Source organism: Lentilactobacillus laojiaonis (assembly GCF_020616595.1).
Classification (GTDB): domain Bacteria; phylum Bacillota; class Bacilli; order Lactobacillales; family Lactobacillaceae; genus Lentilactobacillus; species Lentilactobacillus laojiaonis.
Genome location: NZ_CP085278.1, coordinates 20507 through 42387, shown reverse-complemented (window position 1 = coordinate 42387; position 21881 = coordinate 20507). Strand labels below are relative to the sequence as shown.

General features: G+C 34.6%; 16 protein-coding genes. 5 read left to right on the top strand and 11 right to left on the bottom strand.

Annotated features, from left to right (window positions below):
- Window positions 1-7: 7 nt before the first annotated feature.
- The 4 genes from addA to LHL71_RS00165 all read right to left on the bottom strand — a co-directional run bounded on the left by addA (window position 8) and on the right by LHL71_RS00165 (window position 8508).
- The gene (gene addA / locus LHL71_RS00180) at window positions 8-3730 is read right to left on the bottom strand and encodes a helicase-exonuclease AddAB subunit AddA (protein ID WP_227361037.1); all 3723 of its coding nucleotides are present in this window, start codon (window positions 3728-3730) and stop codon (window positions 8-10) included.
- A complete protein-coding gene (locus LHL71_RS00175) occupies window positions 3723-7274 on the bottom strand; it encodes a PD-(D/E)XK nuclease family protein (protein ID WP_227361036.1) in 3552 nt (1183 codons plus the stop codon). The genes addA and LHL71_RS00175 overlap by 8 nt, the downstream gene beginning before the upstream one ends.
- Before the next feature lie 309 nt (window positions 7275-7583).
- Window positions 7584-7940: a hypothetical protein gene (locus tag LHL71_RS00170; RefSeq protein WP_227361034.1), complete on the bottom strand. Its 357-nt coding sequence runs from the start codon at window positions 7938-7940 to the stop codon at window positions 7584-7586.
- 10 nt (window positions 7941-7950) lie between these two features.
- Window positions 7951-8508 carry an SDR family oxidoreductase gene (locus tag LHL71_RS00165; protein WP_227361033.1) on the bottom strand — a complete coding sequence of 186 codons (558 nt, stop codon included), beginning with the start codon at window positions 8506-8508 and terminating at the stop codon, window positions 7951-7953.
- 83 nt (window positions 8509-8591) lie between these two features.
- Here LHL71_RS00165 and LHL71_RS00160 point away from each other — a divergent pair, with 83 nt between their 5' ends.
- Window positions 8592-9536, top strand: a complete 945-nt coding sequence (locus LHL71_RS00160) for an aldo/keto reductase (RefSeq protein ID WP_227361032.1) — start codon at window positions 8592-8594, stop codon at window positions 9534-9536.
- Window positions 9537-9570: 34 nt separating this feature from the next.
- Here LHL71_RS00160 and LHL71_RS00155 read toward each other — a convergent pair whose 3' ends face one another.
- Window positions 9571-9981: a peptide deformylase gene (locus LHL71_RS00155; protein WP_227361031.1), complete on the bottom strand. Its 411-nt coding sequence runs from the start codon at window positions 9979-9981 to the stop codon at window positions 9571-9573.
- Between the two features lie 205 nt (window positions 9982-10186).
- On the opposite strand from LHL71_RS00155, the gene LHL71_RS00150 reads away from it, so the two are divergent.
- The gene (locus LHL71_RS00150) at window positions 10187-11500 is read left to right on the top strand and encodes an NCS2 family permease (RefSeq protein ID WP_227361030.1); all 1314 of its coding nucleotides are present in this window, start codon (window positions 10187-10189) and stop codon (window positions 11498-11500) included.
- A gap of 77 nt (window positions 11501-11577) precedes the next feature.
- Entirely contained in the window at window positions 11578-12096 is a 519-nt protein-coding gene (locus tag LHL71_RS00145; RefSeq protein ID WP_227361029.1) for a QueT transporter family protein, read from the top strand.
- 204 nt (window positions 12097-12300) lie between these two features.
- Here the strand turns inward: LHL71_RS00145 and cls are convergent, their stop codons facing one another.
- On the bottom strand, window positions 12301-13761 hold the full coding sequence (gene cls, locus LHL71_RS00140) for a cardiolipin synthase (RefSeq protein WP_227361630.1): 1461 nt from the start codon (window positions 13759-13761) through the stop codon (window positions 12301-12303).
- 202 nt (window positions 13762-13963) lie between these two features.
- Between cls and LHL71_RS00135 the strand changes: the two genes are divergently transcribed.
- A complete protein-coding gene (locus tag LHL71_RS00135) occupies window positions 13964-15136 on the top strand; it encodes a baeRF6 domain-containing protein (RefSeq protein ID WP_227361028.1) in 1173 nt (390 codons plus the stop codon).
- Window positions 15137-15180: 44 nt separating this feature from the next.
- Here the strand turns inward: LHL71_RS00135 and LHL71_RS00130 are convergent, their stop codons facing one another.
- The 4 genes from LHL71_RS00130 to lepB all read right to left on the bottom strand — a co-directional run bounded on the left by LHL71_RS00130 (window position 15181) and on the right by lepB (window position 18599).
- On the bottom strand, window positions 15181-16506 hold the full coding sequence (locus LHL71_RS00130; RefSeq protein ID WP_227361027.1) for a C1 family peptidase: 1326 nt from the start codon (window positions 16504-16506) through the stop codon (window positions 15181-15183).
- Window positions 16507-16594: 88 nt separating this feature from the next.
- Window positions 16595-17104 (bottom strand): DUF536 domain-containing protein, encoded by a 510-nt coding sequence (locus LHL71_RS00125; RefSeq protein WP_227361026.1) that lies wholly within the window; start codon window positions 17102-17104, stop codon window positions 16595-16597.
- Window positions 17105-17191: 87 nt separating this feature from the next.
- Window positions 17192-17959 carry an exodeoxyribonuclease III gene (locus tag LHL71_RS00120; protein ID WP_227361025.1) on the bottom strand — a complete coding sequence of 256 codons (768 nt, stop codon included), beginning with the start codon at window positions 17957-17959 and terminating at the stop codon, window positions 17192-17194.
- A 52-nt stretch (window positions 17960-18011) separates the two neighbouring features.
- A complete protein-coding gene (gene lepB, locus LHL71_RS00115; RefSeq protein ID WP_227361024.1) occupies window positions 18012-18599 on the bottom strand; it encodes a signal peptidase I in 588 nt (195 codons plus the stop codon).
- Between the two features lie 130 nt (window positions 18600-18729).
- Here lepB and LHL71_RS00110 point away from each other — a divergent pair, with 130 nt between their 5' ends.
- Entirely contained in the window at window positions 18730-19926 is a 1197-nt protein-coding gene (locus tag LHL71_RS00110; protein ID WP_227361022.1) for a multidrug effflux MFS transporter, read from the top strand.
- Window positions 19927-19944: 18 nt separating this feature from the next.
- Here LHL71_RS00110 and mnmG read toward each other — a convergent pair whose 3' ends face one another.
- Window positions 19945-21876 (bottom strand): tRNA uridine-5-carboxymethylaminomethyl(34) synthesis enzyme MnmG, encoded by a 1932-nt coding sequence (mnmG, locus tag LHL71_RS00105; protein ID WP_227361021.1) that lies wholly within the window; start codon window positions 21874-21876, stop codon window positions 19945-19947.
- Window positions 21877-21881 lie beyond the last annotated feature (5 nt).

Genomic DNA, 21881 nt, shown 5'->3' with positions numbered 1-21881 from the left:
ACGTAACTTACAGTTCAATCACTTGATTGGCCGATAATGCGTAGATATATTTAGCATCGATAGGTCGCTTTAAGATATCAGCTAATGCCATGGCATAGATGGCTAACTGACCTTGGTAGCGTTGTTTAATGTCCTCAATCGTGTTATGCGAATTGATATGATCAGTTTTATAATCAAAGATTAAAATCTGATCATTTAAGATTATATAACCATCAATAATTCCATGGACTAAAATTGCTTGATCATCATTTTCAAAACCAGTAAATAGTTGATCGGCCTTGATTAAAAGTGAAAACGGAACTTCTCGATAAACTTTAGCTGCTGGATTTAATAATTGCTGACCTAATGAACTATCAAATAACTGCAATATTTGGTTTAAATTAATTCGTTTCGCGATGGCCGGAGTGATTAGTTGACGATTAATTAAGTCGTCCACTAATTTACTTAAAGAATCCTTAGTCGGTTGAAATGCTAAATCAACTTTTTGGAGTACCAAGTGAGTAGCCGTACCGATTTCGCTAGCAGATGGCTGCGCGATTTTTTGCATAAATTGCGGAGCCCTAAACTCATCATCCAAATAACGACCAACCTGTTGGACCTGATTTAATTCATTTAAATTAATATTACTTAGTTCTTGGTTGTCCGGATCATCAAACATACGTTTAATCTCAGAAACCGACTGATAAGCCGTCGTTTTAATAGCTGACTGGTAAGGATATTTAAAGTCAAAACTTTGCTTAATTAATTGAGTATTAAGATCCTCTGGAACTTTTGAACTAGTTTGTTCTAGGTTATCTAGCCATCCTTGAGCTGGTTGGCGATTAGCTACTTCCAATTCTACATTAGGTTCTAAATTACTTTTATTATAGGTAGTAATTTTAAATTTAGTTGGGTCATCTATTAAAAATTTATCACCCGTAGAATCACCAAATTGTTGATAAACCTGGGGATGACGTGCTAAAGCTGCCAAAATCAACTTTTCATAGCTTTTACTTTTTAGCCGAACTCCCTTAGGAATCATCAATTGATTAGTAACCCTATCTTGATACTCCGTAATGAGTTTTTGGATATCTTTTTTAATACTAATACTACCAACTAAATAAAGATGTTGTTCGGCACGGGTTAAAGCTACGTATAATTTACGCATTTCCTCTGCGTGCATCTCTTTTTCTAAACGATCTTTAATAATGGTATAGGGTAAAGTATCGTAAATAATTCGGGTATCCCGTTCAAAATACTTAATACCAATTCCCAGTTGGTCATTTAAGACGTAATTTAACTTAGTATCATGCTCATTAAATTGATGATCCAAATCATTTAAGAAAACAACGGGAAATTCCAACCCCTTGCTTCGGTGGATAGTCATCAACTGGACCGCATCCTCCTCTACCTTCGGAGTAGCTAGTTCTAAATCGTCATCTTTATCCTGCATTCGTTTAATAAACCGTACAAACTGGAAAATCCCTTTAAAATTAGACTTTTCATATTGGCTAGCGCGTTCATACAAGGCATGCAAATTAGTTTGTCGTTGATAGCCTGCGGGCATGCCCCCAACGTAATCTAGGTAACCTGTTTCTTCATAGATTCGCCAAATTAACGTTACCAAATCAACGCGTTTAGAAAGGTCACGGAATAAATTGATTTGTTCCATAAATTTAGCAATCTTTTCATATAAAGCTGCTTGATAGACGTTACCCGTATCTTGATACTCTTCATAAAATTTTAAAACCGCGGTGAAGTAATTATCGGTTTTATCATTAATTCTTAAAAACGCTAACTGGTTTTCGTCTAGGTTTACGATTGGGGAACGTAAAACGGCCACTAAAGGAATATCTTGATAGGGATTATCAATGATAGATAATAAAGCCATCATTGTTTGGATTTCCGTAGTTTTAAAGTAGTTTTTTGCTCCGGTAATGACTGCTGGAATATGGTATTTATTGAAGACCTCAGAAAAAATTAGGTCATTACCGCGGGTTGCTGATAATACCACAATATCGCGATAAGTTATCGGTCTAGTTTCCCCTAGTTTGCGATCATAGATTTCGGTTTTCGATTCAACCAATTCCGTAATTTTATTAGCGATTATGGTAGCCTGGGCTACTTTAGAATTTTCAATTTCGATTTGTTGATTGACCTTAATGGCATTATTTTGCTCATTTTCATCATATAATAAAACTTCAATATCTGAGGAAACTTCCTTAGGATAATAAGTCGCACCAAATTTTAATTGGGCGGCCTCATCATAATCAATTTCTCCCAAATCTTTATCCATAATTTGTTTGAAAATCAAATTAACAAAATTAATAATGTTTTCGTTAGAACGGAAATTCTCTGATAAGGTAATTAATTCATTGGCATTATCGGTTTGCGAATATTGAACTTGCTTATCCACAAACATCTGAGGACTAGCTAATCTAAATTTATAAATCGACTGTTTGACATCCCCTACCATAAAACGATTATTATCAAAACTGAGTTGATCTAAAATCGCATCCTGGAGTTGATTGTTGTCTTGATATTCATCCACTAGAATTTCATAATAATGTTTCTGTAAATTGGTTAAAATATTTTGTGAGCGTGGATCCGAACTAGTTAAGATATTATATGCAGCATGTTCCAAATCGACAAATTCCATCACATTTTGCTTTTGTTTTGCCCGTTGATAGGCCTTAGCAAATTTTTTAACAACTTGGATTAATTTATCAACTAAGCGTTTTGATTCCTTAAGGTTAGTTATAACCTTGGTTTCCGTTAACTGGAAGATTTTGCGCAAATCTTCAATACTGGTTTTACATCCCTTAATTATATCCTTGATTTGTTCATGAATCTGAGGATCATCGGTAGCCTTTTTAGTTAGCCTACCAAATTTAATCGTAGTCAAAAATTGTTTAATTTGATCCCAACTGGCCTGATTAGCTAACATTTCTGCCAACTGATTAATAAACTCAAAATTATCCGTTAAATATTTTTCATGGCGTTCTAATCCATAATCGCTAGCCAATTTTAAGGCTTGTTGCTTGCCATTTTGAATTTCCCTAACCTGCATTTGAACAATTGGTAACACTCCGTTAATAAATAGGGAACTTTGAACGAGGTTTTGCGTTTCATCAATTTCATATAATTGTACGGCCTGGTCTAACCAAGCTTGGGGATCTTGCGTAACATTAGCAAAGTCATACATCTTATAAACTAATTCCGTGAGATTATCATCGTTTCGATCATCGCGACTCGAAAAGTTATCTACTAATTCTTTAAATATTTCGGCCTCAGCATCTCCATATAATTGTTCACGAACTTCGTCCCAGACTTGATCTTTTAATAAGGTAATTTCCGTGCTATCGGATAAAATTCGAAAATTGGGATCAATACCCAATAGATAGTAATAACGATTAACTAACTTTTGACAATACGCATCAAAGGTAGCAATATCGGCAACGGGAATTTTTTGAATTTGGCTAAGCAAGTATGCTTTTAGGTCTTGGTTTTGCGTTGCTTGATAATTAGCTTTTAACGCTTGCTCTAACCGTTCTTTCATTTCTTTAGTAGCATCTTTAGTAAACGTAACTACTAATAATTCATCTACACTAATTCCCTGTTCAATGATCATTTTAATAATCCGATCAACTAGTATCCGCGTTTTTCCGGAGCCAGCTGAGGCTGATACCAATACATTACCCTTAGGATGATCGTTGATTGCTTGTTTTTGGCTATCCGTATAGTTAATCATTGCGGTTCTCCTGTTCTAATAATTTTTTAACTAAGTTCGCATTTAATTTTTCAATATTTTCACCGTCTTGATAAATATCGCCATCTCGATAATTATTCTCTCCTAGCAGTGGATCAAAATTCATAATTGATTTATAAGGAGAATATTGCATAATTTTAGATTCTTGGTTTTTACGATATGGTTCAAGGGAAATATCTCCGTCATAAATTCGTTGACCGGCTTCAATAATTAATCGCTGGTTATGAGCTAACAAATTGTCTAACGCCTTGTCACTAATTACCTTACTAGCTTTTTTAAGGCTATTATCTTTATTGATTCCAAAGGGAAAAATTAGTGAAGATTCGGTAGGTTGAATAACTTGGTCCAATAATGGAAGTAAATAGTCATCATCATCTTCTTTAACAATTAGTCCATCATATTTATTATCGCGTAATAAAGTACTTTCTAAGTTTTCCTGACTTTTTAATTTTTCAAATGATAATTTAGAATTCTTTAAATGAAGGTACAAAGCGCCCGCTAATTTAGTATCCACCGAACTTAATTGGGCCAAATTATCTTGAACGACTTGCAAATAAGTCGGTAACTGCATAGAAATTCCGTTATAGGCATCTACAAAATCAAATTCATGTTGGCTCGATTTATAATCCACAATACCTACATATCGTTGGCCACTTTTTGAATCGATCATGGTATCAATTCGATCAATTCTACCGCGTACCGAGACCTTATGTTGATCAGATACCTTATAAGTGAGTGGTTTTAAGCCATCAACGCCAAAATTAATTTCCGTTTTTTTCGGCCGCATGCCAGTAAAGGTCTGTTGTTTTTGCATAATTTTAAGCATTCGCTTAATGGTTGCCTGTAATTTTTGCGCCAAGTATTTCATACGATTGGAACTTTTTAAAATATAATATTGGCTATCATCGGCTTCAATCATTTTATACACGGCTTCATTAATTAGTTCCCCTAGTGCTTGCTCATCTAAATTAACTAAATCTACGTTTTGGTTATTAACTAATTTAAAGATCATATCTAAAGCTTCATGGAAAAAATTTCCAGTACTTTGCGATGATAATCCAAATTCATCCCGCTCATGAAGTTTTAACCCATATCTTAAAAAGTATTCATAGGGATTGCTATAGAATTTTTCTAATTGCGAAATCGATAATTTCAAATTCTGTCCATATAAATTAATTACATTTTCAGTTAGTAACTTGGTCGGAATATTCCGATAATTGATACTACTAATTAAGGTTTTCGTTTTTGATTTATAGTTAGCATCATTAATTAATAAATTATAAACATATTGCCAAATTGGCGATAATGCTTGATTTTGTTGAAAACTATTCTGAGCAATTTGAATCAAATGATGTAAAGTAGTTTGCTTAGTGCCTAGATAGGCCTCAATCGGTTGATCATTATTTGGAATGGCCGGATGATTAATTTCCTTAATTTTAAAATAATCTTGAATCCGTTCCACATAAGGCGAAATTTTAATGCTTTGTTCGTCTCCCTCGCTAAGCGCATACGAAAAAATCAAACGTTCTCGACCACTCATAAAGGCTAAATAATTTAAATATACTTCTCCACTAACTTGGAGTTGTGCTCGATCATTTAAATATTGATCATCACGTAAATTAGCTTCCAATTGATTTTTATCATCGTCACCAAATAACTGCTCTTCAACAGCCATTGCCGGCATTTGTTCATTCGTTGAGCCAATCATTATGGTTACCTTATGCGTATTAGCTTGGACCATTCCACTTTCTGAAATGGCCACTTGATCCAACGTAGATGGAATTTGTGAATAATTAGCGCCTTGAAAGCCTGCTTGAATTAACGGCCAAAAAGTATCGGCCATAAACGGCTGATCTCCTAAAATATTGGCAAATTCATCACTAATTTGGCAAAAGGTATTCCAAATTTGTTCAATTTGGTTGGTCGTATTTAAATCAGCTTGCTCTAAAGCCATTTTTTGCCATTGTTTAAGTTGGGCTAGGACTCCCGTTTGATTTAAAAATTGGTACAAAGTCGTTAGTGCCATTTGATTAGTCGAGCTACTAAATAATTTATTATAAAATTGAGGCAACGTATCTTTAACAAAATGCCTTAAGTAATTTATTAGTTGAATCTCGTCTTCATTCGGGTCACCTGGTAGTCCTTGCCAATCAGCAGTCTGTAACCATTGAGATTTTAGATAGCCATTTTTTAATACTGCATTATCTAATAAATTTACAGCGCGACGATATTTTTTTAATTCCATCGGTTGGCCATTTTCATCGATTGGAATTAATAATTCCGATTTTAATAATCGCATCATATCTTGATAGCGATAACTGCGATGTTCTAAATTTGGACCATCGATTTCAAAAAGAGCTGCTAGAAATTCCACAAATGGATGATCAATCATTTGCTTTTGAATATCCATAAAATACGGGATATTTTGCATCTTAAAAACAGCTTCGATAATATTTCGATAACCATCTAGGTGCCTAGTTAAAATTAAAAAGTCGGTATAACGATAATTTCCCGTAGCTACTAATTGACGAATTTTACTGGTAATTTGTAACAATTCAGAATATTTATTTTCGGCTTTAATAATCTTAATACTTTGCGGATGGATTTTATGATCTACCGTAATTGGTAATAAACTGTTCGATTGAATCCAGTAGTCTTCTAATTTTTCTAAGTCATGATAATTCTTAGAATTGCTAGCGTATTGTGCCGCTAAATATGGCACCTGATTTGCACTTGCAAATTTGTATAAGTAATTAAATAGTTTGGCTGGTTGATAAAATATGTTAGTTGCGTTAGGTAATTCTAAGCGATATTCGCGGTCTAAATTCAGTGAAATCGTCACACTAGCACTTTTTTGAATTAAAATATTTAGTATCTGCATTTCTTGTGCGGATAATTTATTAAATCCATCAATTATAAAATGATAATTTTGTAAATCGGCATTAACTAAATAATCATTTAATAGTTGAATACCATTTGAATTATCAAAATATTGCTGAGAAATTTGATCGATATATTCTTGATAAATGATACTAAAATCGTGGAGTTTATCGGATAAACTATCACTAACTTTTTGAGTTTCTAAAATCTCAAATAGATCATTAGGTTGGATATTACCTAGTTGAACTTCATTAATTTGGCGAGCTAACTTTTGCAAAAATCCTGGTTTATTAGCATCTTTACCAAATAAATATAAATCATCAGCGCGGCGGTTAATGATTTGATACAGTAACATATTAGTTCCCGCCGGGCTAATTCGTTGTCTTTGATATTGAGGGGTATCTCTTAAAAAGTACCAACTCAATCTGGAAAAAGAAAATACTTGCAGTTGACTTTGCGCAGTTATTTTACTGTTTTCCTCATTCAATTGTTTGATCACTTGAATTTCAGTTTCAAATTTAATGTGATTTGGAACAATATAAAAATAAGTATCATTAGGAAAATCTTTTTGTTTATTTTTAAGAATATCGATTAAAACGGCCTGATGATCTTGGCTGGCCTTGCCTAGCACAAACTGCAGTGTCATACGGTTTACCTCACTATTTAAACTAAATCACTAAATTTATAAGCTAATTGTTTGAACAATTTATTAAAAAGTCTATTATTATATATGAACACAGAAATGTGTTTCAAACCCATAACCCATACATTTTTTAATGAATTTTTGTTCATTTTGTTCAATTCAAAGTCGTTTTTACCTAGTTTGCTTATTCTATGATTTCTATAAACTCACTACTTTTAATTCGACTTTAACTCCTATATGTACGCCCTTCTCTGGCGTACTACATAGTTATACTTTTTTGATAGTGTAGCCAATTCCCAGTTGGCTGCACTATCATTTTTTTTGCACTTTATTTTCGATTAAAACTTGATTAATAAAGTATCGATTCATTTTAATAATATGTTGTTGTTCTTCCGAATATAGATTATGCTCATCTAATTTATCTTGGTAAATCGCCCAATAAGCTAAATTATCAGTAACTAAGACCATATCCCGAACGATTTTAGCAGTAAAAAAATTACTAGATTTTTCAATTACTTGATCCAAATTAGCACGATTGGAGATCAAAAAAACTGGCTTTTTATTGGGGCGCTTACTTTGGAATCTAACGATCACAAAACGATATATTTTATTTAAATACTCCAATCGTTCCTTAACTTCTGCAATACTCATACCTTTAAAATTATCCATTTAAAATCACCTAATTTTCTAAAATTCCGATTGATTCGTATTTATATTGACCGGTTTCTACTATCTGATAAATTAAATTCGCTATAGTTTCACGTGAAACATACCCAGCGGGCATGGGTTGACCTTCCGCAAAAATTTGAAGCTTCTTTCCGGAGTGGTCGGTTGGCTGACTTTGCCGGATAATGGTGTAAGGAAATTCGGCCTCATCAACAATCTTAATGGCGTACCGTTGCTGTTTAAAAAATTCTAAACGGTCCGTAATTCCAGCATACTCAATTGGTTGAGTTAGTTCATCATCAATTCCAGCATATGAAAGCATTATAAAATGTTTTAAATTAATTTTTTGTTGGTAAATCGCCTCAAACAAAGCCCCAAAATACCAATCAACATCTTGTGGACCCAATAGTGAAATAATTATATCTGTATCTTTAACATACGCAAGATAGTCCTGAGAGTTCTTTAAATCACCCGCAAAAATTTGATAGCTTAAATTAGCATTTTGCTTAATGACGGCTAGTAAAGGATCTAACACTTTAGAGTTTTGATTTAAAATTAATATTTTTTTCAAGATAAATTCCAATCTATTTTATTTATTTATTTTTAAATTTGTTACATAATGTAAGTATTGAATAATGTATGAAGGAGCTAAACATGACAAAATTAGTTAAAATCGGTAAATCCCAGGTTTTAGCAACTCCACTTGGTTTTGGAGCAAATTCAGTTGGCGGTGACAATCTATTTCCCAACTTAAACGACCAGTTGGGAATTCAAACGGTCCAAACTGCTATCAATAATGGCATTAACCTCATCGACACTGCTTATGCATATGGCTATGGTAAGTCTGAAACGCTTATCGGAGAAGCAATTAAGCCCTTTGATCGTGATAAATTAATCATTGCTACTAAAGGAGCTCAAGCTATACATAATGGTAAAGTTTCCATTAGCAACGATCCAGATTTTTTAAAACAGTGTGTCTACGATAGCTTAAAACGACTTCAAACTGACTACCTAGACATCTTTTACATTCATTTTCCCGATGAAGATACTCCTAAAGACGTGGCGGTGGCCGCTCTTCAGGAATTAAAAGATCAAGGCATCATTAAAGCCATCGGTGTTTCTAATTTTTCTTATGAGCAATTAGTGGAAGCCAATCAAAATGGCCAAATTGACGTTGTTGAAGATAATTATAGCTTAATTTATCGCAAACCGGAAACTCAAATTTTTCCCTACTTAAATGCCCATAATATCGCTTTTGTTCCCTATTTTCCACTGGCTTCCGGGTTACTAACTGGAAAATATTCACATCCCATTGAATTTCCCGAAGGTGATTTACGTAAAAACGATAAAAACTTTAACGGTGAAAACTTTAAAGCCATCGTAACAGCTACCAATAGTTTAAAACCTATTGCTAAAAATCATGACATTTCCATTACGGAATTAGTCTTAGCTTGGTACATTAAAAATCCCAATATTACGGTCGTAATTCCAGGAGCTAAAACTCCGGAGCAAGCTAAAACTAACGCTCGTTCTATGAACGTAGCAATCACTAACAGTGAATATAATATTATTGATAATACCTTTAAAAGTTTTCTATAAAATAAAAAGGACTTCCCGCGAGGAAGTCCTTTTTTTAAATTAAAATCCCATTACAATGATCAATTTCATGCTGAATAATTTGAGCCACGAAACCGGAAAATTGCTGTTGTTGCGGTTTGAAATTACTATCTAGATATTTAACCGTAATTTTTTGATAGCGAATTGTTTCCCTTTGTCCTTTTAATGACAAACATCCTTCACTCACGGGATAAGCTTCTAAACGACTAGTAATTTCAGGATTGACCATGGTAATTGCCAAGATTCCCATTTCAAAAATAATGATGTTTTTATTAACCCCAATCATATTGGCAGCCATTCCCACACAATTTTCACGATGCGCATTAAAGGTATCATTTAAGTCAATGATGACTTGCTTATCGGTTAATTGGGCAGGTACCGATGGTTGAGCTAGCGTTAATTCGTTATGGTTAATTGGTTTAATCATCTATATTCCATCCTTTAACTTAGATGTTAACATTTTAAAACAAATTAGCGATTATGCAACTCCATAATCATAGATAATAAAAATTAGCTAACTTTAGTTAATTAAATTTTATTATTATTCGTGTATTGATAATATTTTTATTAAATGATATCATTTAATAGTTGATTTAAATAAAAAACACGAACAATTATTTAGGAGATGGATTATGTTAACAGCTATCGCAAAGTTTTTTAACTTCGAAGAACGCCATACTAATTTCAAAAGAGAAATTATTGCCGGGATTACCACTTTCGTATCAATGGTTTATATTTTATTCGTTAATCCCAACGTTTTAGGTGCAGCTGGCATGAATCAAGGGGCTGTTTTTACAGCAACTGCTCTAGCTTCAGCTATCGGATGTTTTTTAATGGGAATCTTAGCTAACTATCCCATTGCTATTTCAGCTAGTTTAGGAATTAACGCCTTTTTTGCTTACTCCGTATGTTTAGGCATGGGCGTTAGCTGGCAAACTGCACTATCTGGGGTATTTGTCGCATCAATTATTTTCATTATCTTAACTGCCTTAAAGTTACGTGAGAAAATTATTGATGATATTCCTGCTGATTTAAAGGCCGCTATTGCGGGTGGAATTGGTATTTTTGTGGCTTTATTAGGTTTAAGTCAAGGTGGTATCGTTGCCGCTAACAAAGAGACCATTATTGGTTTAGGACCTTTAGGCGCTAGTACCACTTGGTTAACCATTTTTGGCCTACTATTAACCATCATTTTAATGGTTAAACGGGTACCGGGGGCAATCTTTATTTCGATGGTAGTTAGTGCCATCGGCGGAATGATTTTTGGACTTATTCAAGTTCCAACTCACTTTGTTTCAGCCATGCCAAGTATTAAATCTACTTTTGGCCAAGCTTTTACTCATATTGGTAACATCAATTCACCACAAATGATTGTCGTAGTTTTAACTTTCTTACTAGTTACATTTTTTGATACCGCAGGTTCTTTGGTAGCTTTATCTGAACAAGCTGGTTTAGTCAAAGATAATAAAATTCCTAACATCGGTAAGGCACTAGCCGCTGATTCTGCTACTATGATGGCCGGATCAATCTTAGGAACTTCACCTATGGGGGCATTCGTTGAATCATCTGCTGGTATCGCCGTTGGGGGACGGACTGGTTTTACTACAGTTGTAGTTGGGATTTTATTTATTTTAGGTACTTTCTTCTCGCCATTACTTTCCGTAATTACCAATCAAGTTACGGCACCGGCCTTAATTACAGTTGGGATTTTAATGGCTCAATCACTTAAAAATATTCATTGGGAAAAATTTGAAATTGCTGCTCCTTCATTTTTAATTGTCATTGGGATGGCCTTTACTTACAGTATTGCTGATGGAATTGCGCTTGGATTTATTGTTTATCCGATTAGTATGATTGCCGCTAAACGTGGCAAAGAAGTTACACCAATGATGTATGGCTTAGCCATTGTCTTCGTAATTTTCTTATGGATCTTAAACGCTAAATAATTTTGACCTCGCCTTTAAAAAGAGATAAGGTTAATTAGGTTATCTAATAACACAACTTTTTAAAGGAAGGAATTTTTATGAATTCTAAGACAAATTTATTCGGCATCGACAGTGTACGGGATTTAACCAAAGCTGCCGTTGTTGCTGCCCTCTACATCGCTGTTACGATGGTCTTTGCAGTCTTTAGTTACGGTCCCTTACAATTTAGACCATCCGAAGGTTTGAACAATTTAGCAGTTTTTAATAAACGCTATGTAATTGCGATTACTTTAGGATGCTTTATTTCTAACATGGTGTCATCTTTGGGCGCTATTGATATGGTAGTCGGGACTTTAGAAACCTTGGTTGCCTTACTTACGATTAATTTAGTTACTCGTAAGATGAAAAACCTAGTAGCTAAATTAGCAACCTCAGTTTTAATTGGAACTTTCTTCATGTTTATTATTGCTTTTGAAATTGCCTTTGTAGGTAGTACCGCTTTCTGGCCTACATTTTGGAGTGCTTACTTGACCACGGGAATTTCAGAATTTGTAACCATGAGTATTGGTGCCATTATTTTATATATTGTTAACTTAAAATTTAATCTTAGTAAATAAAAAATAGCTTACCGCGTAAACGGTAAGCCATTTTTTTATATTATTGAAGGAATTTATTCCCGAGTTTAGAGCCGTGAAGAAAAAGAATGAAATATGTCAAATTAATAGTAAATTATTCAATTAACTAACAAAATTACAATAAATATCCAACTTTCTTCATAATTTATTATAGCCCTAGCAATTATGCCTTTACAAATAATTTGCCTACAAAATTGGCGAGAATAATCGACTAAATATTTGCTTAAATTTCAACCAACTACTTTGTTGATTAAACATTTCTGGAGTTTGTAAAATGCTATTTTTAATATCTTCTTTATAGATCTGGGTCAATTCTTTAGTAATAGTTTCATCATAAATAAATGAATTCGTTTCAAAATTTAATTTAAAACTTCTAAAATCATAATTAGCGGAACCTACTGAAGCAAGCTTACCATCAATCATGGTAGTTTTGGCATGTAAAAAGCCGTCTTGATAATAATATATTTTGACGCCTTCTTGAGCCAATTGATTAGCATAGTATTGAGTAGCTCGATAAACAAAGGGATGATCCGGCATATTAGGGACCATAATCCGCACGTCCACTCCCGATTGAATCGCTATTTTAATCGCATCGAGCACACTGTCGTCCGGAATTAAGTACGGAGTTTGAATCCAACAATATCGTTTTGCTGATAAAATCATTTTTATATATCCCAGTTTAATTTGCTGATTTTCAGAGTTAGGCCCACTAGAAACTACTTGAACGTTAGCCGTTCCTTTAGTCGCACTAACAGGAAAATATTTAGCATCGACTTTTTTCTCATTGAATTGAGCTTCGGTACTAGTGGCATCCCAATCTAAAACAAACCTAGATTGTAAACCAAACACGGCTGAACCAACAATTCGTAAATGGGTATCGCGCCAACGACCAAACTTTTTACTTCGATTCAAATATTGATCGCCAATATTATAGCCGCCAATATAGCCAATTTTTCCGTCAATGACGACAATTTTACGGTGGTCTCTAAAATTAATTCGAAAATCGATGATAAATGAATGCGTATTTAGAAAGGGATAGGCGTAGCCCCCGGCCTTACGCAAAGGTTCGAAAAATTTTCGTGTCGTTCCTAATGATCCAAAAGCATCATACAAAACTCGCACTTCGACACCTTCTTGGGCCTTTTTAACTAGTAAATCTAACATCTCATTACCAATTTCGTCATTATAAAACGTATAAAATTCGATATTAATACTACTTTTAGCCGCTTCGATATCTTCAATCATTCGGTGAAATAAATCATTACCATCAGTAAAGATATGGATTCGATTCTTGCGGGCCAAAAATGCAAAATCTGAATTAATAAATAAATCCACTACGTTACGATATTCGCTAGAAATTAAATCCGATTCTGAAAAATTGGAATTACCTTCTTGGCTTCGTTGATCAGTTAACCGTTCGTCTAACTGCATTTGTACATGATTGTGTAACTTAAATAGCCGGTTTTTGGGTAGTTTGCGACCAAAAAAAGCATAGATTATAAAACCAATGATGGGCAAAAACGTAAGCACCAATAGCCAAGCCCAAATAGCAGCAATATCTCTTTTTTGTCTAAACACTGTAATAATTGCTAGAACCGCATTTAAAATGATTATAAATTCAAAAAATAAGTGCCAATTAATCACTATCGTAACCTCCAACGATTTATTTAGAGCACATTTAGAATAATTTTTACTATATTAATATATACTAAAATTAAACCATAAACAAAGCGGGTTTCTAAATTAGGTTGCTTAGTCGCGAATGAAGGCTAGGCGTTTGATAACACTTTTTAGAACCAGCGTGCTATTATTATCGTGAATTATAGTTTGAAATTGGAGGGATTTATTTATGGCAAATAATACAATTAAAATGAAAAATTTATTAACTTTAGAATCTAAAAAAACACCGATTGTTTCAATCGTCATGCCATTAAGCCCCAAGATTGACGATTCAGTTAGTGATAAGACCCAATTAAACAGCTTAATTACCGATGCTAAGGCAGCTTATCTTAAACAATATCCTAGCAAGGACTGGCCTAAATACGAACAACAATTACAACAACTCTTACAAACTGAAACCCTCGGTAACGATGTTTCCCAAGGATTAGCTTTATACGTCAGTCCTGATGACATGCAAGCCTTTCGTTTAAACTATCCCGTTGACACTGGCTTTGCTGTTAGCGAAACAATGCAAGTATTACCACTTATGAAAGACTATCAATTTACCTTAGCTTACAATTTAATTATCGCAAGAAAAGATACCTTTAGATTATTCCAAATTAAAGATCGTACCATTACCGAAATTGATGATCCTAACATGCCTAAGACTTTAACTGGTACTTTAGGTGAAGATTTAATCGGTGGTAAACAAAAACAAAAATCAACCGGAACTGGTCGAGGCACTACTCTTAATGCGCATAATCCAAAAGAAGAAACCGTTCGCAATGATCAAGGTCGCTTCTTTAAAGCCATTGATGAATATGTTCGTATCAATTTCACCAACAAAGATCATCTTCCCGTCGTCTTAGCTGCTTTAGTAGCTGAAGATGGTGAATTTAGAAAGGTTTCTCAAAACCCATTGCTATCTAAAGATATTAAAGTTAACAAGATTCCAAGTATGAAGACTTCACACCAAGAAATTTTAAATATCGTCCGTAGCATTAACCAACAATTTAACGCTGCTTCAATCAAAGAGTTGGCTAGCCGTTACGATGCCCAAACTGGTGCTAAGAAGACGCTAACTGATATTCACAAAATCGTGGATGCAGCTGTATCTGGACAAGTTGATACTTTATTTATTAAACGCGATGCTTATATTCCAGAAAAAGACACAGCTAACATTCAATATGACATGCACAATGCCGAAGGGCACCCAAGTAATGCTTTAAATGATTTAGCAATTACTGTCAGCGGTTTTGATGGTCCAGTTTATATTCTAGATGAAGCCGATATGCCCGTTAAAAACGAAGACGTGGCCGCTATCATCCGTTTTCCACAAACCGAATCCCAATTAAATAAATAATACCCACTCAAAAAGACCAACTAATTAAATTAGTTGGTCTTTTTTTAACGTAATGAATCCCAAGGATCCAATTGAATTTTGGGTTGATCTAAAATGGCTAACTGTGGCTTAGTTAAATAATCTTTTTTAACCACTACTTCATAGACATATGCATCCATCCAGTCATCCGACATTGTGAAGTAACCTTTCTCGCCGGTTTTTTCACCCCAGGAATTTTCAACTTTCCATTTAGTTGGTTGATCATTAACTAAATCCACTCCCGTTAAAGTCATCGCATGGGAGACTTCGGCTTCATGATAAGTTAAACGATCGGCCTTACTCATTGATAAATCAACGTTGAATAATTGAGAATAGTGATAAAGATTGGCATCTAAATATCCTTGCTTACGACTCATTTGTTGTAAAACATCATTACCAAACCAAAGCGTTTCACCATTTTGTAGCGTTTGAATAGCTGCTTGTTTCAGGTCTTTCATCGGTAGATTTAAAAATTCAATTTTTTTACCACCTACGATATTATCTTGACTAGGTAAAGTATAGACTTGGTTATATTCCTTATCCGGAGAATTACTCAAAACTACGTAATTATCTAAATCAACATTCACATATTTAGTATAAAATTCTTGTGGTGTTAGACCTTGATCTAAATGATAGTTATGATCATCATCGCGATATTCTAAATCAAATTTCATTGGCGGTTCCCCAAAAGAGTAGGCCGTTATTTGATAAACTTCTTTTAGCATCCGTTTACGAGTATCCGTAATGGTTTGATCATCAGCAGCCGTATTAATTAGTTGGCGTAGTTGCATCCCATCTTTTCTTAATTTGCGATTCATCACGGCATCATAAGCCGAAGTATCTTCGGAATTGATAGTTTCTGGATAAACGCTAGCTGGCATTACTCCATATTTTTGAACTAAACCAGCGGCCATGGCCCACTGTCCTCCATCTTCACCGGGCATACTCATATAAAATTCAACTTCGCGATCATTAGCTGGCTTATGCGCCGTTGCTAAGATATTATCATAGTAGATATTGGCCCGTTCAATTTTATCCCAGAAGAATAGATACTTTTGAGAAAATTCGAAATCCTTAACATGGTAGGTTTTAGCGAACTGGTGTCGTAAAGTATTTAATAGTGAAAATAACCAACAACGCCCACTACGTTTTTGATTGGAAACTTTGCCCGTATCTAAATCAATTGAAAATACTGGGTCTAATCGTGTGGCCGCTTTAGGATCTTGAGCAGCTTGATTGATACCGTTTTGGGTGATGATATTACTTAGTAATTCATTTCCCGGCTGCTGACTTAAATTATCATGTAATTCCTTTAGCTCGGTTGCATCTAAAGGTTGGTTAAGTTTACTCATCACATTTTCCTCCAAAGTAAGTTTTAATTAGATATTAATGCTTTTAAATAAACAAGTAAATAAAAAAGCCAAAGTAAATACTTTGACTTTAGAAATTCCACCAGTGGCGTTTTTTAGGTTTGACGTGATTAGTTTGTTCTGTAGATTCTTTAGTTAAAGTTTCTACTGCGGTATCACCATTATCATTAGCAATTTGTTCCACTTTAGGAGCACTTTCGATTTTTCTTAATTTATTTTGAACATCCAACTGAAGTTGTTGAGATTGATCAAGTAATTTATGTAAATCGGCAATTTGTTTATCTTTAGCAATCAATTGATCAGCTTGGCTATTTAATTGTTTTGCTAAGATATCAAATTGATTCACTGAACTACTAGCATTAGAATCTTTGATTTCTTCAGGCTTTTCGATAGGTTCGTGCTCGGTTTCTGATTGATTTGCGAACTGGTTTTTAAGTTCTTCAGCTCCCTCATCTTTAATCAAAATCTTATTTCCATCTTTAATGGTAAATTCTTCTCTGAATTGATCATCCATGTGCTTTCTAATCGCTGTTTTAGAAACACCTAATTCATCAGCTAAGTTTTTAATTGTTTTAGCCATAATTTCACCTCATTACCATACATTTATAGTGCAATCTGTTTGAAAACCAGTTTCCATTATAAACGAGAACCGGTTTTCATTCAATGGCTAATTTAAATCTAATTCAATTTTCAATTCAACTGGGGCATGATCTGATCCGTATACTTCATCTAAGATATTAGCTTCCACAATATGGGAGGCTAAATTTTCTGAAACTACAAAGTAATCAATTCGCCAACCCGCATTGGTATTTCTAGCATGAAATCGATAATACCACCAAGTGTAGGCATCAAGTTTATCAGCATGTAAGCATCTAAAAGTATCCACATACCCGGATTTCAATAACTCACTAAAATCAGCACGCTCTTCATTAGAAAATCCGGATGACAAATGATGATGATCAGGATGTTTTAAATCAATTTCTTGATGAGCCACATTTAAATCCCCACAAAAAATTACTGGTTTAACAGCTTTTAATTGATTAATATAGGCTAAAAAAGCATCATTCCACAAACGACGATAACCTAGACGTTTTAATTTAGGCTGTGAGTTCGGCGTATAACTGGTAACGATAAATACCTTTTCGTACTCTAAAGTTATCACCCTCCCCTCATCATCAAACTGTGGGGACCCGATTCCATTACTAACTCGTTTAGGTTGATATTTAGTAAAGATCGCCGTTCCTGAATATCCCTTTTTATCGGCATAGTTCCAAAATTGATAGTATCCCGGTAACTCTAATTCGATTTGCCCCGCTTGCAGTTTAGTTTCTTGAATACAAAAAATATCCGCATCTAATTGATTAAAAATATCCATAAAACCATGTTTAACTGCTGCTCGAATTCCATTTACATTCCATGATTCCAACTTTAACATTGTCATTCCCCCATTGTTAATAAAAACCGCTAACCTAGGTTAGCGGTTTTTATTATTCAGCCAATTTATTTACATTGTGGCGTTTAGTAGCATCCGTTGCCCAGAACGGTACTTTAACAACTCCCGCAATTTTATCTTTAGGCACAAATCCCCAGTAACGTCCATCATTAGAAACACTACGATGATCTCCCATTACAAAGTATTGGCCTTTAGGAACCTTAGTTACCCCAACATTCTTACTCCAGTTTTTGGATAGCGTCTTAAGATCCCAATTACCAGTTCCTTGGGTCCGTTCATATTCGCTAATAAAATTTTGTTTAACTAATTTTCCGTTAACATAAAGGTTACCGTTTTTACTTGCAACTGTATCACCCGGAACCCCAATTACTCGTTTTACATAATCAGTATTTTTGGTGGTCGCACTAGGATCTTCTCCATAAGCATCAAAAACAATTACGCTCATCCGTTTAATATCAGAATTGCGCCATACTAACATTCGTTCCTTATTAACTAAATTAGGTTCCATTGATGGACCGTCCACTTTAGCAATGGTTACTACAAATTGTTTAATCGCTAAAGCAATTAAAATTCCGGCTACAATTGGAATTACCCAACTTAAAATTTCTTTAATTGTTTTCATTAAGCAATTGCTCCCTTAATTAATTTATATAGCAATTGTACCATAGTTTTATATTTGACCGTAATTCTGCGGTCAATATGGTATACTAGCAGTTAAATTGACAATTTTATTTTAGAAACGAGCGACTGACATGAACAAAAATGTTTCAACAGCCAAGAAAGTTTGGCTAACGATCTTATTAGGTACCATTAGTGCCACGGGGCCCCTTTCAATTGACTTATATTTACCGGCCCTTCCGCAAATAACCCAAAATTTACATACTTCAGCTTCATTAATGCAACTTAGCTTAAGTGCTTGTTTATTCGGGTTAGCGATTGGCCAACTAATTATTGGACCTCTAAGTGATAAATATGGCCGTAAAATCCCATTGATCATTGGATTTGCTGTTTTCAGTTTATCTTCATTATTAATTGCTTTTACGAATTCCATCTACCTCTTAATATTTTTAAGATTAATCCAAGGTCTAAGTGGTTCTAGTGGCCAAGTGTTATCCCGAGCCATTGCTCGCGATCACTTCTCTGGACCACTTTTACTCCGTTTTTATTCTATGCTATCTGGCGTTAATGGAATTTTCCCAGTAATTTCACCAATTATCGGTGGTCAACTAGTTAAATTCCTTAATTGGCGCGGAATCTTTTTCTTATTAGCAATTATTGGATTAATAATTATTCTATCCATTATTTTTGGTTTCTCGGAATCGTTACCATCACAACAACGGATCAATAGTAATTTAACAACTAGCATTATTGATACCGTTAAATTACTTATAAACCGGCCTTTACGTAAAAGTATTTTAGTTTCTGGTTTAGTATATGGCGCATTATTTAGTTATATTTCTGCTTCATCCTTTATTTTCCAAAGCTATTATCACTTATCAGCGCAAGGATTTAGTCTAATCTACGCACTAAATGGAGTTGGCATCGCCGTTGGTTCCTTATTACCAGCTAAATTGATTGATCGTTTTTCGGCGCAACAACAAACTAATTCCACTATGTTAAGTATTTTATTTACCGGAACGCTCCTTCTTTTAAGTTGGTTTATCATGCCAAACTTCTGGCTTGTTTGTACTTTAATATTTATTATTACGATTCAATTAGGCATCTTATTAACCCTTACATCCGCTACAGTAATGAACACCAAAGTAAAGAGTGTCGGCGGAACTTCTGCTTTGATGGGACTCTCTCAAAATGCTATCGGTAGTATCATGTCCCCAGTAGTTGGTTTAATGGGCGTACACACTTATTTGCCAATGGCTTTAGCCATCCTAATTTGTATGATTATCAGTTACCTAATTATTCAATCTAACAAAAAAGATCTAGCTAATTAATTAGCTAGATCTTTTTATTTATTCAGTTACTTTAGCAATTTTTCCTTGTTTGATATAAACACTTAAAATCGCGATATCGGAAGGGTTAACTCCACTAATTCGTGAGGCTTGTGCTAGAGTTTCTGGCATAATTTTCTTTAATTTTTGATGAGCTTCAGTGGCAATTCCATCAATAGCATCATAGTCAATATTTTCTGGAATTTTCTTAGCTTCCATTTTCTTCATCCGTTCAACATTAGCTTCTGCTTTAGCAATGTATCCCGCATACTTCGTACGAATTTCAATTTGCTCAATTACGCGAGCTGGTAATTCAACATCTGAAGCTGGAATATATTGCATTAAAATATCATAAGTAACGTATGGTCGACGTAAAAAGACTGAAGCTAAAATACCGTCTTTAAGAGGTTTATCACCAAATTGTTCTACAAAGGTATTTACTTCGTCACTTGGTTTGATACGAATATTATCTAAACGAGCTAATTCATCTTCAATCATAGTTCGTTTTTGGATAAATTGATTATAACGTTCATCTGAAATTAGGCCTAATTCATGACCTTTTTCAGTTAAACGCATATCCGCATTATCATTTCTTAATAGTAAACGGTATTCAGCTCGACTAGTTAGTAAACGATAAGGTTCATTAGTTCCCTTAGTAACTAAATCATCAATCATAACCCCAATATAAGCTTCATCACGTTTTAGCACAAACGGTGCCTTACCTTGAGCTCGTAAACCAGCATTAATTCCGGCGATAATTCCTTGGCCAGCTGCTTCTTCATAACCAGAAGTACCATTAGTTTGGCCCGCCGTAAATAAGTTTTTAACTACCTTAGTTTCTAGGGATGGTTTTAATTGGTAAGGTGCAACCACATCATATTCAATTGCATAACCTGGACGCATCATTTGCGCATTTTCTAAGCCAGCAATGGAGTGGACAATATCTTGTTGCACTTCTTCGGGCATCGAGGTAGATAGTCCTTGAACATACCATTCATCAGTATTACGGCCTTCAGGTTCTAAGAATAATTGGTGGCGATCTTTATCAGCAAATCGAACAATTTTATCCTCAATTGATGGACAATATCTAGGTCCGACCCCTTCAATAACACCGGTAAACATTGGTGCTCGATCTAAATTCTCACGAATAATTTCATGAGTTTTCTTATTAGTATAAGTTAACCAGCATGACAATTGATTCTTAACAGCTAAATAATCGTCATCAGAGTTTTCATAACTAAAGTGATTAGGGTGTTCGTCTCCCGGTTGTTCTTCTGTCTTAGCATAATCAATGGTATTACCATCTACTCGTGGAGGAGTTCCCGTTTTAAAACGTTCCAAATCAAAGCCTAGATCGGCTAAATTTTCGGATAATTTTTCCGCTGGTTGGGAATTATTGGGGCCAGAAGCATACATTAATTCACCAATAATAATCTTTCCTCGTGCTGCCGTTCCTGCACAAATTACAACCGCTTTGGCATAGTATCTAGCACCAGTATTAGTGATAACTCCTTTACATTCGCCATCTTCGACAATTAGCGAATCCACAATTCCTTGGCGTAAAGTCAAATTAGGTTCTTTTTCAATCGTCTTTTTCATTTCGGCATGGTAAGCATGCTTATCAGCTTGAGCACGTAAAGCTTGAACTGCCGGACCTTTTCCGGTGTTTAGCATCCGCATTTGAACATAGGTTTTATCAATGTTTTTACCCATTTCTCCACCCAAAGCATCGATTTCGCGAACTACGGTTCCTTTAGCAGGGCCTCCAATGGATGGATTACATGGCATAAAAGCTACCATATCTAAATTAATTGTTACTAATAAAGTTTTATTACCCATTCGTGCGGCAGCTAATGCGGCTTCACTACCAGCATGACCAGCACCAACTACGACAACGTCATAATCTTCAGCACGATAGGTTTGCTTAACATCACTAACTTGTAAACTTTTCACTGTTT